Source organism: Bradyrhizobium sp. USDA 4449 (assembly GCF_054056275.1).
The window spans coordinates 7,137,652-7,149,654 of sequence record NZ_JBSRYD010000001.1 but is presented as its reverse complement, the minus strand read 5'-3'; the positions used below and the strand labels follow the sequence as shown (position 1 = coordinate 7,149,654).

The 12,003-nt window shown below is 60.9% G+C and carries 12 protein-coding genes and 1 pseudogene; 3 read left to right on the top strand and 10 right to left on the bottom strand.

The genetic code is table 11. The features are described 5' to 3' along the window. Positions 1 to 58: 58 nt before the first annotated feature. On the bottom strand, positions 59 to 1,498 hold the full coding sequence (locus ACVIIW_RS33725) for a phosphomannomutase/phosphoglucomutase (RefSeq protein WP_456704649.1): 1,440 nt from the start codon (positions 1,496 to 1,498) through the stop codon (positions 59 to 61). Between the two features lie 76 nt (positions 1,499 to 1,574). On the opposite strand from ACVIIW_RS33725, the pseudogene ACVIIW_RS33720 reads away from it, so the two are divergent. Next, positions 1,575 to 1,693: pseudogene (locus ACVIIW_RS33720) on the top strand (UDP binding domain-containing protein); the annotation flags it as partial. 455 nt (positions 1,694 to 2,148) lie between these two features. Here the strand turns inward: ACVIIW_RS33720 and ACVIIW_RS33715 are convergent. Next, the gene (locus ACVIIW_RS33715) at positions 2,149 to 2,778 is read right to left on the bottom strand and encodes a helix-turn-helix domain-containing transcriptional regulator (protein WP_456704648.1); all 630 of its coding nucleotides are present in this window, start codon (positions 2,776 to 2,778) and stop codon (positions 2,149 to 2,151) included. A gap of 104 nt (positions 2,779 to 2,882) precedes the next feature. Between ACVIIW_RS33715 and ACVIIW_RS33710 the strand changes: the two genes are divergently transcribed. Beyond that, positions 2,883 to 3,665, top strand: coding sequence for an outer membrane protein (locus tag ACVIIW_RS33710; RefSeq protein ID WP_456704647.1), 783 nt, complete (start codon positions 2,883 to 2,885; stop codon positions 3,663 to 3,665). 339 nt (positions 3,666 to 4,004) lie between these two features. Here the strand turns inward: ACVIIW_RS33710 and ACVIIW_RS33705 are convergent, their stop codons facing one another. The 3 genes from ACVIIW_RS33705 to ACVIIW_RS33695 all read right to left on the bottom strand — a co-directional run bounded on the left by ACVIIW_RS33705 (position 4,005) and on the right by ACVIIW_RS33695 (position 6,590). After that, positions 4,005 to 4,517, bottom strand: a complete 513-nt coding sequence (locus ACVIIW_RS33705) for a hypothetical protein (RefSeq protein ID WP_456704646.1) — start codon at positions 4,515 to 4,517, stop codon at positions 4,005 to 4,007. Between the two features lie 65 nt (positions 4,518 to 4,582). Continuing rightward, the gene (locus ACVIIW_RS33700) at positions 4,583 to 5,746 is read right to left on the bottom strand and encodes an ERF family protein (RefSeq protein ID WP_456704645.1); all 1,164 of its coding nucleotides are present in this window, start codon (positions 5,744 to 5,746) and stop codon (positions 4,583 to 4,585) included. Then, positions 5,730 to 6,590: a YqaJ viral recombinase family protein gene (locus ACVIIW_RS33695; protein WP_456704644.1), complete on the bottom strand. Its 861-nt coding sequence runs from the start codon at positions 6,588 to 6,590 to the stop codon at positions 5,730 to 5,732. Before ACVIIW_RS33695 ends, ACVIIW_RS33700 begins: the two co-directional genes overlap by 17 nt. 235 nt (positions 6,591 to 6,825) lie before the next feature. On the opposite strand from ACVIIW_RS33695, the gene ACVIIW_RS33690 reads away from it, so the two are divergent. Next, positions 6,826 to 7,221 carry a hypothetical protein gene (locus tag ACVIIW_RS33690; protein ID WP_456704643.1) on the top strand — a complete coding sequence of 132 codons (396 nt, stop codon included), beginning with the start codon at positions 6,826 to 6,828 and terminating at the stop codon, positions 7,219 to 7,221. 92 nt (positions 7,222 to 7,313) lie between these two features. Here the strand turns inward: ACVIIW_RS33690 and ACVIIW_RS33685 are convergent, their stop codons facing one another. The 5 genes from ACVIIW_RS33685 to ACVIIW_RS33665 all read right to left on the bottom strand — a co-directional run bounded on the left by ACVIIW_RS33685 (position 7,314) and on the right by ACVIIW_RS33665 (position 11,789). After that, positions 7,314 to 7,580, bottom strand: a complete 267-nt coding sequence (locus tag ACVIIW_RS33685; RefSeq protein WP_456704642.1) for a helix-turn-helix domain-containing protein — start codon at positions 7,578 to 7,580, stop codon at positions 7,314 to 7,316. Positions 7,581 to 7,723: 143 nt separating this feature from the next. Beyond that, positions 7,724 to 9,124: a phage terminase large subunit gene (gene terL / locus ACVIIW_RS33680; protein ID WP_456704641.1), complete on the bottom strand. Its 1,401-nt coding sequence runs from the start codon at positions 9,122 to 9,124 to the stop codon at positions 7,724 to 7,726. Beyond that, on the bottom strand, positions 9,121 to 9,543 hold the full coding sequence (locus tag ACVIIW_RS33675) for a DUF5681 domain-containing protein (protein ID WP_456704640.1): 423 nt from the start codon (positions 9,541 to 9,543) through the stop codon (positions 9,121 to 9,123). The genes terL and ACVIIW_RS33675 overlap by 4 nt, the downstream gene beginning before the upstream one ends. Further along, complete coding sequence (locus ACVIIW_RS33670) at positions 9,540 to 11,009, bottom strand: site-specific DNA-methyltransferase (protein ID WP_456704639.1); 1,470 nt, start codon at positions 11,007 to 11,009, stop codon at positions 9,540 to 9,542. Before ACVIIW_RS33670 ends, ACVIIW_RS33675 begins: the two co-directional genes overlap by 4 nt. Before the next feature lie 147 nt (positions 11,010 to 11,156). Next, the gene (locus ACVIIW_RS33665) at positions 11,157 to 11,789 is read right to left on the bottom strand and encodes a hypothetical protein (RefSeq protein WP_456704638.1); all 633 of its coding nucleotides are present in this window, start codon (positions 11,787 to 11,789) and stop codon (positions 11,157 to 11,159) included. Between the last annotated feature and the right edge of the window lie 214 nt (positions 11,790 to 12,003).

The window sequence follows — 12,003 nt, the reverse complement described above, 5'->3', positions numbered from 1 at the left end:
GGCTGAGAAGGCGGTTACGACCGCTGTGTGTGCGACGGCCACGTTGCTACGGTAGTCGCTAGATCTTCTGATTGTACTCGCCAACTTCGGGATGAGTGCGCAGCACGCTGTTCACCATCTCGAACATGTCGTGCATGCGCTGCTCGGAGACCGGGCTCTCGACCACGACCACGAGCTCGGGCTTGTTCGAGGACGCCCGCACCAGGCCCCAGCTGCCGTCCTCGACGGTGACACGCACGCCGTTGACGGTGACGAGATCGCGGATCGCCTGATCCCCGATCTTGGCGCCCTTCGCCAGCAAACCCTCGAAGTGCTTCACAACCTTGTCGATGACGCCATACTTCACCTCGTCGGCGCAATGCGGCGACATGGTCGGGGACGACCACGTTTTTGGCAGTGCGTTCTTGAGGTCGGCCATCGACTTGCCGGGCGCGCGATCGAGCATGTCGCAGATCGCGATTGCCGAAACGAGACCGTCGTCATAGCCGCGGCCATAGGGCTGGTTGAAGAAGAAATGGCCTGATTTCTCGAAGCCCGCGAGCGCGCCGGTCTCGTTGGTGCGGCGCTTCATGTAGGAATGGCCGGTCTTCCAATAGGCGGTCTTTGCGCCTTGCTTCTGCAGCACTGGATCGGTGACGAACAGTCCGGTCGACTTGACGTCGACGATGAACTGCGCGTCCTTGTGAATCGCCGACATGTCACGCGCCAGCATCACGCCGACCTTGTCGGCAAAGATCTCCTCGCCGGTGTTGTCGACCACGCCGCAGCGATCGCCATCACCGTCGAAGCCGAGGCCGACATCAGCCTTGTGATGCAGCACGGCGTCGCGGATCGCGTGCAGCATCTCCATGTCCTCGGGATTGGGATTGTATTTCGGGAAGGTGTGGTCGAGCTCGGTGTCGAGCGGGATCACCTCGCAGCCGATCGCCTCCAGCACCTGCGGCGCGAACGCGCCTGCCGTGCCGTTGCCGCAGGCCGCGACCACCTTCAGCTTGCGCTTGAGCTTCGGACGATTGGTGAGGTCGGCGATATAGCGCGCCGGATAATTCTCGTGGAACTGGTAGGAGCCACCGTCCCGATTCTTGAACTCGGCGTTCAGCACGATCTCCTTTAGCCGCGTCATCTCGTCGGGGCCGAAGGTCAGCGGGCGATTGGCGCCCATCTTCACGCCGGTCCAGCCGTTGTCATTGTGCGAGGCGGTCACCATCGCGACAGCAGGCACGTCGAGATCGAATTGCGCGAAATAGGCCATCGGCGTCACCGCAAGCCCGATGTCATGGACCTTGCAGCCCGCAGCCATCAGGCCGGAAATCAGCGCATATTTGATCGAGGCAGAATAGCCGCGGAAATCATGGCCGGTGACGATCTCTCGAGGGACACCGAGTTCGGCGATCAGCGCGCCCAGCCCCATGCCGAGCGCCTGCACGCCCATCAGGTTGATTTCCTTCTGGAACAGCCAGCGCGCGTCATATTCGCGAAAGCCGGTGGGCTTCACCATCGGCTCGGATCGGATCTGATAAATCTGGGCACGGGCATTATCATCGTTGAGTTCGCCCGCAGGGTTGCCGCGGTTGTCGATCCCGCTGGTCATCGGCCTTCTAGACGTGGGTACGAAGGTCAGGGCTTTCGATCCCATCGGAATGCAGGCTAAGGCGAGCTGCCCGGCAACAGCTATTGCGAGGATGCGTTTTCCGACTCGCACCAACGCGCTCGTCATCGTCACCGAATGAGTGCAGTCCCGAAGCGGCCCGGCTCTTGCGCTTGACCAAGGCGAGCTATGGCGGGTGCGACGGATCCGCCAGGCGATGTTGGCCGATCTATGGGACTAACCGAAGGCGGAGGTCGCAAGGAGACTCGGCGGGCTTGAGCGCTATGAGCGCTGCGCGCTGGCGGCACGCGCTTCCTTTCGCGGTATCACAGAGCCGCCACAGCTGCGAAGCCCGGTTGAGTTCGAGCGCACGGTGGGATTAGCCTAACTTGGCGTCCATCAAACCGGCAGCAGCTCAAATGCGCCGTCACCGTCGGCGGGCTGTCCATTAGATTACGCCTAGCCTGGGCAACCCTAGTAGTCGGCCTAGGCACAGGTGGTTGCGGAGCGCGCACAGATTGCTGCGCCATTTTCGCAATGCTACCGGGCGAATTCACGGCTCAGAGGGAGCTAGATGTTTTTGACGATCGACCAAGTTTGGGTCGGGGTGGCCTCGAACTCGGTGGAAGCGGCACGATGACGAACCGAAGTTGCATCGCTGTGAAAAGCTTCAAAATACGACTGAGCTGCGGATCGACGGTCCCGCCGAACGTCTTGTAGATCGTCCTGCGCTGAATTCCCGAGGCCCGCGCCAAAGCCGAGACATTCTGAGATAAGACGACTTCCCTCAATGCAAGGACTGCTTCGTTGAAGCGATTGCCGGCTAAGGCTTTGGTTAGTTGCTGGGCGAATGAATTGGATGACTCCGCTAACATCGAGCTGGGTCGGCTCAACCCCTCAGAAGGAATTGCCGGCACCACCCCGGCCTCGACGTTCAGCGCGTCGTAGAGCTTCAAGATTCGGCTGAGCTGAGGGTCGATTCGACCACCGAAGGTTCTATAAAGGGTATCTCGCCTTAAGCCGGCGTCGCGCGCTAACATCTGCACGTTTTGAGCCTGCATAACGAGGCTGAGACCCGTCCGCGCGGCATCAAGGTCGTTTTCACTCATCTTTTCAGTCAGATAGCTCGCTATTGCCGCTGGGTTGTCGCGGAATAGTTCAGCCAGAATTGCCTTGTTGCTAGTCAGCATGGCTCTTCGATTGCCCGTCGCTGTGGCCCTTTGGTTACAGCATTTTTGGCTCGTCCAGGTAGATTGTCCAAGACATCGACGCACTCTGCTTGGGGATTTTAGTGATGAAGAAGCTTTTGCTCGCTCTGACCGCGGTTGCGGCGATGACCGGTTCGGCTTCGGCGGCCGACCTTGCGGCCCGCCCCTATGTGAAGGCACCGATGGCGGCTCCCGTCGCAAGCTGGACCGGCTTCTACATCTTCGGTGGCGGCGGCGGTGGTCTCTCGAATGCCGACCAGCACGTCCAGACCACTGTCGGTGCGATTCCGCTGACGATCGATCAGCGTCAGGGTGGCTCGGGCTGGTTCGGCACCGTTGGCCTCGGCTATGACTGGCAGTTCAGCGGCACCTGGGTTGCGGGCTTCTTCGCTGACGGTCAGTTCGGCAGCATCCGTGCTACCATCCAGGATCCGACCATTGGCATCACCGGCCGGCAGAAGCTGGAAGACTCCTGGGCCGCAGGTGTGCGTCTAGGCTGGCTGGTTGCTCCGAACGTTCTCACCTACGTCAACGGTGGCTATTCCGGCGCCCACTTCGGCAGCACGAACTTCACCGACTTGGCTGGCGTTCCCGCCGGTATCCATCTCAATGGTTACAACCGCAACGGCTGGTTCGTTGGCGGTGGTGTCGAGAACAGCCTGAATTTCTTCGGCATCTCTTCGCCTGGCTGGTTCATGAAGACCGAGTATCGTTCGGCCTTCTATAACGCCAAGACCTCTGACGAGCTGTTCGACGGTACCAACCTTCCCGTTGGCAACAGCATCCGCGCCAACAGCTGGAACCAGACGATCTCGACCTCGCTGGTCTACCGCTTCAATTGGACGGGCCCCGTCGTCGCGAAGTATTGATCTGATCTCGCGATCAAGGATTAAAGCCCCGGCCCTGGCCGGGGTTTTTCGTTGCTCGCGTGCATTTCTCCTTAGGATATCTGGGGGAGTAGGCAAGCAAGCTACAGCATCCGGCTGGGCTGGCGCATTTCTGTACCTGCGTGCGCCGCGCGCGGCCGCTCGTGGTTTGGGCCGCTTTCCTTTCTGCTGTGTGCTCGGCGGCGCTGGCATGGCTTGTGAGGGCACAGCTTTTCGTCACCGGAAACTCCCCCGCAATCAGCGGCCAAACAGAGTAGCCGCATCTTCCAGGGGCTTAAATGCTCTGGTGTCAGTCGCCTCGGCGATTTAGCTCGGTCGCCTTCAGAGGCGTGATCGGCTGATCGGTCCACTTAGGAATCGCTGGTTCCTGATCTCGCGAAGCAGCAGCATGCGCTTGGTTTGTGCGGCGTTAAGCAGACCTTCGAACAGCACCAGGACCTCGCGCGCCTGCACGTAGACCTCGGTGCTGATGGCCTGCTGATCGAAGCCGTAAGCAGCAAGACGCGTCTCGATTTCGGTTGTCGCAATTGGATCGATCCGCCAGCTCAGAGCGTTTTGCAGCGTGTAGTACTCGGCCTCGGCTTGGCATTCGGGGACGATTCCAGCCACGTCGATACGTCGTAAGGTCGCCTCAATTGCTTTTTCGCGGTAGGTCTCAAGCAGTTTGTGGCGCAGCAGCCGGTAGCGTTGGATCTCCCACGACAATTCGGCGACGTCGATGGCGAGGAGCCATTCGATCGCCGATCGCGGCGCGAGGTCGGCAAAGATCGCCTGCCGCAGCGCCTTGTAATGCTCGAGACTCTCACCCGGCAGCAGCAAAGGCGGCGGCGCCAAGGCCTCGAACTCGACCGGCAGCGCGATCGCGGTAACCTGGTACGAGGGTGGAAATGGCCTGTTCATCACGGCGAAACCTCCGAACCAAGATGTGCTTGCAGAGCCGCGCTGGCGAGTCTGGCGTTGGTTGGATCGTGGACGGGACTTGCCGCCCACAGCTCCTGCGCGATGGGCAGGGGAGAGATCTGCAGATTGGCCCACCACGCGCGCTCGTTGCCTTGACGGTGCAGCTCGTGGTGATGAGTGCGGCATAGTGGGACCGTGAACTCGTCGCTGACCTTGCGGCCCAAGGATCTGGGCTGGGCGAATTTGAGGTGGTGCGGATCGGACGGCGTCTGTTGGCAGACCAGACAGGGCTGGCCACGCACAAACAGCCGGTGGACCTTGCTGCGCTGGCGCGGCGGCTCCTTAGGGTAGGCCAGCCGTGCCTCGTTGGCTGGCAACGATGACTGCAGCGCGGCTTCGGTGTCCGCAGCCGATGCATGTTCTGGCACGTTGTGCTCTCGCGCCGAGAGGGGCGGGCTGCCGGTGGCCGCCGCCGGGCGGGTGGCAGCCTCCAGCCTGACTTGATAGGCGGCCTCGACGCGGCGGGCGTCCGGTTCCTGCAGGGTGTTCTTGAGCGGGAGGCTGGCCTTGGCCCAGCCGAGCAGGTCGGTGCCGGCGGACAGAGCTTCGAGCTGCCGCAACAGCTGCTCGCGGAGCGCGGCGGACTCGCCCGGCCGGAGCAGCTGCGCGCGGTGGAGGACGCGCTTGCTAGGTGAGGGCTTGAGGTTCGGCGGCGCTGCGCCCGGTGGACCGGCAACCGTATCCGGCGCGTCCAGATCGTCCTCGCCGGCAATCCCGACCAGCGCGAACAAAGCGTAACGGCGGGCATAGGTCAGCGCCGCGCCCATGCGGTGCGGCGCCTCGACATCCTTCGCTGCACAGACCGGCCAATCCGAGGAGATCCATTCGCCGGAGGCATGGGCGAGCAGGGTGGTGAGGTGGATGGTGCCCGTCGTGACGTCGGTCCGGGTGGTTTGGATGATGGCGATCTCGTGCCGGCTCAACGTTTTGCGCACGATGTCGAGGCCCGCCGCGAGCGAGGCGTAGTGGAATGTCCGGTCGTCGTCGCGCAGGAACGGCGAGCGGATCTGAGCGGTGAGGGTCTTTTCCGGGTTGGTCAATTCGGCCTGCGCGCGCGCCAGCGCGGCTGCGATCGCACCGATATGTTCACTGGCCTGGTGCATGGACGGCCTCCATCTGAACCGGATCGAAGCTGATCGCGCCGGATTTGGCGCGCTTGGCGCGAACGCCGTGGCCGATCGCTTCCTTGGCGTCTTCGGGCATCAGCTTTTTGAGCTCGAGCTTGACCAGCTCGTGCTCGCCATGGGCGGCGCGGGTGCGCAAGTAGATGGCGGCACAATCGGCCCAAAGATTGGAGGAGGTCATGTCGATCACCTTGACGGCGGCCAATCGTGGTCGTGGCGTCTCAACCCCAAACAGGGCCGGCGGCTCGCCGCTCTGGACGCAGCGCCAGAACTTCTTTTCGGCGGTGAGCAGCAGGTGCTGGTACAGCGGGTCGGCATGCACGGTGATCTCGACCCATTTGCCGCCGCCGGTGATGATGGAGAGCGCGGCGGAACGTGACGCGACCACCCACATGTTGTGTTGCAGCTGCGCCATGTGCTTGTCGGCCGCCGCCTCTTCGGTAAAGGCCCAAGGCAGCATGAACTTGGCCTCGAACACCGCACCGGTCTGCGCGACCACGCCGTCCAGCGTTGCCGCCATCCAGCTGTGCACGGGATGCCGCACTCGCTTCTGAACGTCGATGATGACCTGCCCGGTGCAGCGCTGGTACCAGGTCCGGTTCAGCTCCTCGGTGACGGTGCCGAGCTGGACCACCAGGTTTTCCGAAAAATCTTGCGGCACGATTTCGCCGCGCTTTTCGCGCCACAGGCGCGTGAGACTCTCCTGATCATCGCCCATGATGATGCGTGCATCCGAGCCGCCGACAAAGGCGCGGCGGTCGCTGGGGATGAATTTGACAACGGAACGCGGCGCCTCGGCGCCGTCAGCTGAGATCGTGGCCATCGGTATCTCCTTAAGGTTGATGCGGCCTGCCGCCGCACCAACAAAAGCCCCGCACCGGCGAGGAGAGATACCGGGGCCAACGGCCCGGTCGGATTAGTAACGCTCCTTTTGCACGGGAATGCCAGTCTTTTCTGCAGTGATTTTGCTATTCCTTGGAGCCTAAAACTCTTGATCTATCAGGATGTTGGAGTGAGCTTTCGGGATGGCGCGACCAATGCCAGTCAGGGGCTCGAAGATGGCGTCCATTCGACAAATCAAAGCCAATCGCAGCAACGCCGAGCGTAGCACCGGTCCGAAAACGGCAGGTGGAAAAGCCAAATCCAGCCAAAACGCGCTGCGTCATGGGCTGGCGCGCAGCGCTATCGATGATCCTGCCGAGGCGGCGAATCTTGCTGTCGCGATTGCTTCCGGGCTTGGGCATCAGGTCTCACCCGATGCGGCGATGGCGCTTGCGCGATCCAAGCTCGCGCTGCTGCGGATCCGCAGCCTGCGGCAGGCGATGTTGGCCGCGATTGTGACCGGCCCGTTGCCGGCAGATCTAAAGGGGCTTCAAGGGCTAGAGCGCTACGACCGGGCTGCTTTGGTGCAGCAGAAGCGGACGCTTCGCTTGTTCAGCTTCGCGCGCGAGTGAGGCAAGGTCAGATGGCTTCGTTCTGGAAATTCATTCGCACCGGCCCGATGGCTGCGGCAAAGCTCCTCGCCCGATCACCGAGGCTGATGGGCTTAGCGCCGGAGCTGCGTCGGTGACCAACCGCGAGCCGACAGAAATTCCCAGAACAGCTTCACGGGATCAACGCCCAGCGCTTGGGCGATCGCGACAAATTCCACAACATCGATCCGCCGTTCGCGGCGTTCGTGTTTGACGATGAACGATTGCGTCGACCGAGCTTCTTGGCCAGAGCGTGCTGGCGGATGCCTGATCAACGAACGGGCGGTCGCCGATATCCGCCGGATGGACGCGACCAAGCAGTTCGAGCCATTCTTCTTCATTTGTCATTCGCCGAAGGGCGCGTCGTTCCCGACGAGCGCTCTGACGTTCATGTCTGGACCGGTCGCGAGCTCGGTTCGACATCGTGCGGCTCGGGCTGCGTGATTGGGTGTTGGAGAGGCTCGCCTTACGACATGACGCCCCATCAGAGCCAACTCAGGGTGTGATCGTAACCATTGTCGTCATATCCAAGCGCCTGACTGATGCTGTCGACCTGATCATCGTGACGGCCTTGCGGAAAGGTCAACAGCTCCATCTCGAGCTCGGCGAGGAAAGGGGCGTTCCTTGGAAACCAGACGCGTCCGGCGGCAAATTTGCCCTGCTGGACATAGAGGCGGCCGATCTTGTCGTGCTCGATCTTGACGGGATTGACGAAGCAGTCAGTCTCGTTGCTGAGCTCCTGTGCCAGAGCAATTCCGGTGGAGGCATCTTCGATCAGGATCTCATGCGGCCTGAAACGCTTGGCGAGCTCGAGTGCGGTGTCGCGGAGGACGGGATACTCGAACCGACCGCGCACCAGATCCAGCAGGTAATAATTCCCGTCCGCGACCTGCCACGTCGTACACACAGACCAGTCATTTTGCGCGCCGTTCTTGGCCGCAGTATCCCAGCTCTGAATGATCCTGCTTCCAAATTCAAAAGGCGGCGCTGCGTCATAATAACGTAACCAATCGCGCTTGATCATTGCGCCGCCGACCGGCACCGGAGCTTGTTGATATTGCGCCGAGAATACATCGGGCCCGAGCGTCTGCCGCAGCTTGTGCAGGGTCTCAAGCGATTCATGAACCGGATGCAGCGCCTCACCTGAGGTTCTGAAATGGAATTGATTGGGACCGATCGAGACCGCGGCGTCGGTCTCGGCGATGGCGGGCAGACTGAGCACCTCCCACTCGTCGGATGAGCTGGCCAGAAAGCCGGACAGATCGTCGAGATGAACGCGCTGCATCACCAGGATCACCGCACTGGTCTGCTTGTTGTCGAGCCGGGACATCAACGTATTGGTCACCCACTGGTTGACGGTGTTCCTGCGCGTCTCCGATTGGGCGTCGATGGGCTTCTGCGGATCATCGATGATGATGAGGTCACCTCCCAATCCGGTCAGCGTTCCCGACACCGAAGTCGCCTTGCGGAAGCCGCGCTTGGTCGTGAGAACCTCTCCTTCCGTGCTACGCGCAATACGCATACGCGGAAACGCACGCTGGTAAAAACGGGCGTGCGCAATAGATCGAAAGTCACTTGCATGCTTGGCAGAGAGGTCGTCGGCATAGCTGATTGTGATGATGCGTCGCCAGGGCTCATGGCCGAGTAGGAAGAGGGGAAACGCCACCGACGCGGTGATAGACTTGAGATAACGCGGCGGCATGTTGATGATCAAACGGGTGATCTCGCCGCGACGAATCCGCTCAAGTTGGTAGGCGATCGCTCGAATATGCCAATTCGGTAAGAACTTCGTGCCGGGATTGAGATGAAGAAAGCAGCGATAGAGAAAGCTGACAAAGTCATTGCGTAGAATAGCATCAATGATTGCAATGTCATGGTTGGTCACTCCGACTCTCCTCGTTCGTTAAGTTGCTCGCGCAGTTGCTGGACAAAAGAGTCCAGGACTTTACGATCATCCATATCGATGACATCGCTGGCTGGCTGCTCGGATGATAAACCGAGTTGCTGGCGTCGGTTGAGCAGGAAGGCGGCCGCTTTCAGATTCCCCTTCAGCGCATCTTCGGCACATCGCAAGCAGATGGCTTCCAGCAAGGTGAGTTTTCGCAGTCTGCCGCCCTGGCGGACATCGACTTTCCGATTGAAAAGTTCGTCGAGGACGGTCGCTTCGTTCTTCGAGCCTTTGGGCCGACCGCGCTTGTTGCCGGATTGACCCGGCTTGAACTGATGCTCGGGGGGCGGGCGGCCGTAACCGACGTCGCTTCGTTTTCTGCGCGCGTGAACTGGCCCGCGTTGCGTGCGGCTCATGCGCGGCGCTCCGACGATGTCGTCGTGCGCTCTGCAGTGACCTCATCGAAGGTCTGACCAGTCGCGACCAGGGTGGCATCTCGCTTGGTAATATTTTGCCAGCGGCGTAGCGCGGCATCGACGTAGAGCGGATCGATCTCCATGCCATAGGCGCGGCGGCCGACGCACTCCGCCGCCAGCAGGGTGGTGCCCGAGCCCAAAAATGGATCGAGGACGAGATCGCCGCGCTGCGTGCAGTCCTTGATTGCGTCGGCAATCAAGGCGACCGGTTTAACGGTGGGATGAATTGCCAGTTCGTCGAGGCGGCCTTGGCGGAAGGCGTTGACCCCGGCATAGGTCCAGACATTCGAGCGGTTGCGGCCATGGCGGCCAAGCTCGATGTTGTTGCGATGGGGGGCATCGCCGTTCTTATAGACGAAGATCAGCTCATGCTGCGAGCGATAGAAGCTGCCTTGGCCGCCATTCGTTTTGTTCCAGACCACCAAATTCTGCAGCGGGCCAAAGACGGCGTGCCCGGCGCCGTGCATCTCGCCAAGGTGTCGCCAATCCATGAAGATGTAGTGCAATGACGCGTCCTTGGAGAATTGGACGGCGCACCGCATCCAACCGGTGAGAAAAGCGGTGAACGCGGCCGGCGACAGTTCACCGGACGCGACCGCAAACTCGCGGTGCTTGATGTTGCCGCGACCCAGCGTCGCGGAAATTTGCAGATTGTACGGGGGATCAGCGATCAGCATGCTGGCCCGCTCAGATCCCATGAGGGTCAACCAATCGCTCGGATCGCCGGCATCGCCACACAGCAGGCGATGCGAACCAGCCTGCCACAGCTCGCCCCTGCGGCTGACGGGCTGCTCGCCGAGCGTGCAGGATGCGTCAGCTGAATCCTGCTCCGCCTCGCCGAAATCGGCCATCAGCCCGTCGATTTCAGCCGGCTCAAAACCGGTAATCTCGAGGCTGAGGTTGCACTCGGGGAGCAGAGAGGCGAGCTCACCTAGTTCCTCTGCGAGCAGCTTGCGATCCCAGCCTGCATTCGCCGGAATCTTGTTGTCGGCAAGCGCCAGCGCTCGCTTTTCAGCTTCGCTGAGGCCGCGCATCACCAGGACGGGGACGTCCTTGATGGAAAGCTGCTTAGCCGCCTCCCAGCGGGCGTGCCCGGCGATGATGCGCCGATCCTCGTCGGCCAGGATGGGATAGGTCCACCCATAGCGCAGGATCGAGCTTGCGACTTGTTGGATCTGCTTCTTGGAGTGCGTTCGCGCGTTCTTTTTCGCGCGCTTGAGGGACAGGGGTGGCAGCAGCTCTAATTCGCGCTGAACAGCCGGGGACAAGCGAGAGCTTGCCTTGGCACCCTCCGAATGGCCTTCAATGAAACGTTCGAGGTGCTTAGTTCGTTTAAGGGAATCGGAAAGCGCCGTGGGTGTGTTAGGCCGTGGTTTGCGGGTGGCCTTTGTTCGATCGAGCGTCATGTCGAAGCTCCTTGTTGTAGAAGGAGCTTCCGATATTCAGCATCTTTCGGACGTTTGCATCAAGTGTGATGCCAATGGAATTGTGGCAACAAAGCGCCTGAAGCAGCTGCAACCGATCCGAGGCGCCGCATTCGACGCGGTGACTGGCTACAGCATACCGAACTTGCGCAATGTGTCGTCTATCTTTTGCCTGGACGGGAGTTTAAGCGCAGGATCTTGCTTCGCAATGTACCGCAGTATCTCCTTTCGCGGCGGGACCTTCCCTCTGAGGGCCGGCATTTTGCTGCAATCGAGCGCATCGGTGGGCTGCGCAAAGCGGATCGGGTACGTGTAGCACTCCTGCTCGGCCTTCATGATCGCGATGGTATGATGTAGAATACGCCAGTCGAGATCGGTCACGTTATAGGGCAGCAAGGCGGGGACCACCTCGACCGCGCGAAGCCGCGTCCCATCGACAAGCTCGACATTGCCATTGCCATGGACGGTCGCTCCGTCGAGTTGAAAGATGTCGAACTCTTCGAGGTCCTCGCGGCCGAGACGTCGGGCCCAAACTTTCTTGCAGGTGGGGAGCGTGACGGTTAAAGCTGTCTCCGCCGCCGCGTTCTCGGCACAAACGCCGACCAAGCCGACGATATCTTGTGAGGGAAGTCGCAAGCCGCCGATCCGGATTTTTACGGTCCGCGCCCCGTCGAAAGCAGCGTGCTGGTGCAGAACGTTGAGGGCATCGGCAATCGAGCGTCGCTTATTGCGTTTGTCCCATTGTAGTTCGAGATGGGGCATGTTGTCCCTCTGGATGCTAATAGGGCCCCCAAAGATCAGACGTGAGGCTCAGGCGTTTAACGTTCAATCCGTAGCGCTACGGTCCTCGTTACGATCTCTAGCGCCGTGGCGGCAAAAGTGCATCCGATCGCTGGTAGCCAAAACACGTCCACATCGATTACCGGACGTCTTTGGCGGTGCGTGGTAATAAAGACTATCGAGATAGGCCGCCGTG

Bases quoted from the DNA above. Each gene is read 5' to 3' on its own strand.
- ACVIIW_RS33725 (WP_456704649.1), bottom strand. From the start codon at position 1,498: ATGGTGAAGCCCACCGGCTTTCGCGAATATGACGCGCGCTGGCTGTTC.
- ACVIIW_RS33715 (WP_456704648.1), bottom strand. From the start codon at position 2,778: ATGCTGACTAGCAACAAGGCAATTCTGGCTGAACTATTCCGCGACAAC.
- ACVIIW_RS33710 (WP_456704647.1), top strand. From the start codon at position 2,883: ATGAAGAAGCTTTTGCTCGCTCTGACCGCGGTTGCGGCGATGACCGGT.
- ACVIIW_RS33700 (WP_456704645.1), bottom strand. From the start codon at position 5,746: ATGCACCAGGCCAGTGAACATATCGGTGCGATCGCAGCCGCGCTGGCG.
- ACVIIW_RS33695 (WP_456704644.1), bottom strand. From the start codon at position 6,590: ATGGCCACGATCTCAGCTGACGGCGCCGAGGCGCCGCGTTCCGTTGTC.
- ACVIIW_RS33690 (WP_456704643.1), top strand. From the start codon at position 6,826: ATGGCGTCCATTCGACAAATCAAAGCCAATCGCAGCAACGCCGAGCGT.
- ACVIIW_RS33685 (WP_456704642.1), bottom strand. From the start codon at position 7,580: ATGAAGAAGAATGGCTCGAACTGCTTGGTCGCGTCCATCCGGCGGATA.
- ACVIIW_RS33675 (WP_456704640.1), bottom strand. From the start codon at position 9,543: ATGAGCCGCACGCAACGCGGGCCAGTTCACGCGCGCAGAAAACGAAGC.
- ACVIIW_RS33670 (WP_456704639.1), bottom strand. From the start codon at position 11,009: ATGACGCTCGATCGAACAAAGGCCACCCGCAAACCACGGCCTAACACA.
- ACVIIW_RS33665 (WP_456704638.1), bottom strand. From the start codon at position 11,789: ATGCCCCATCTCGAACTACAATGGGACAAACGCAATAAGCGACGCTCG.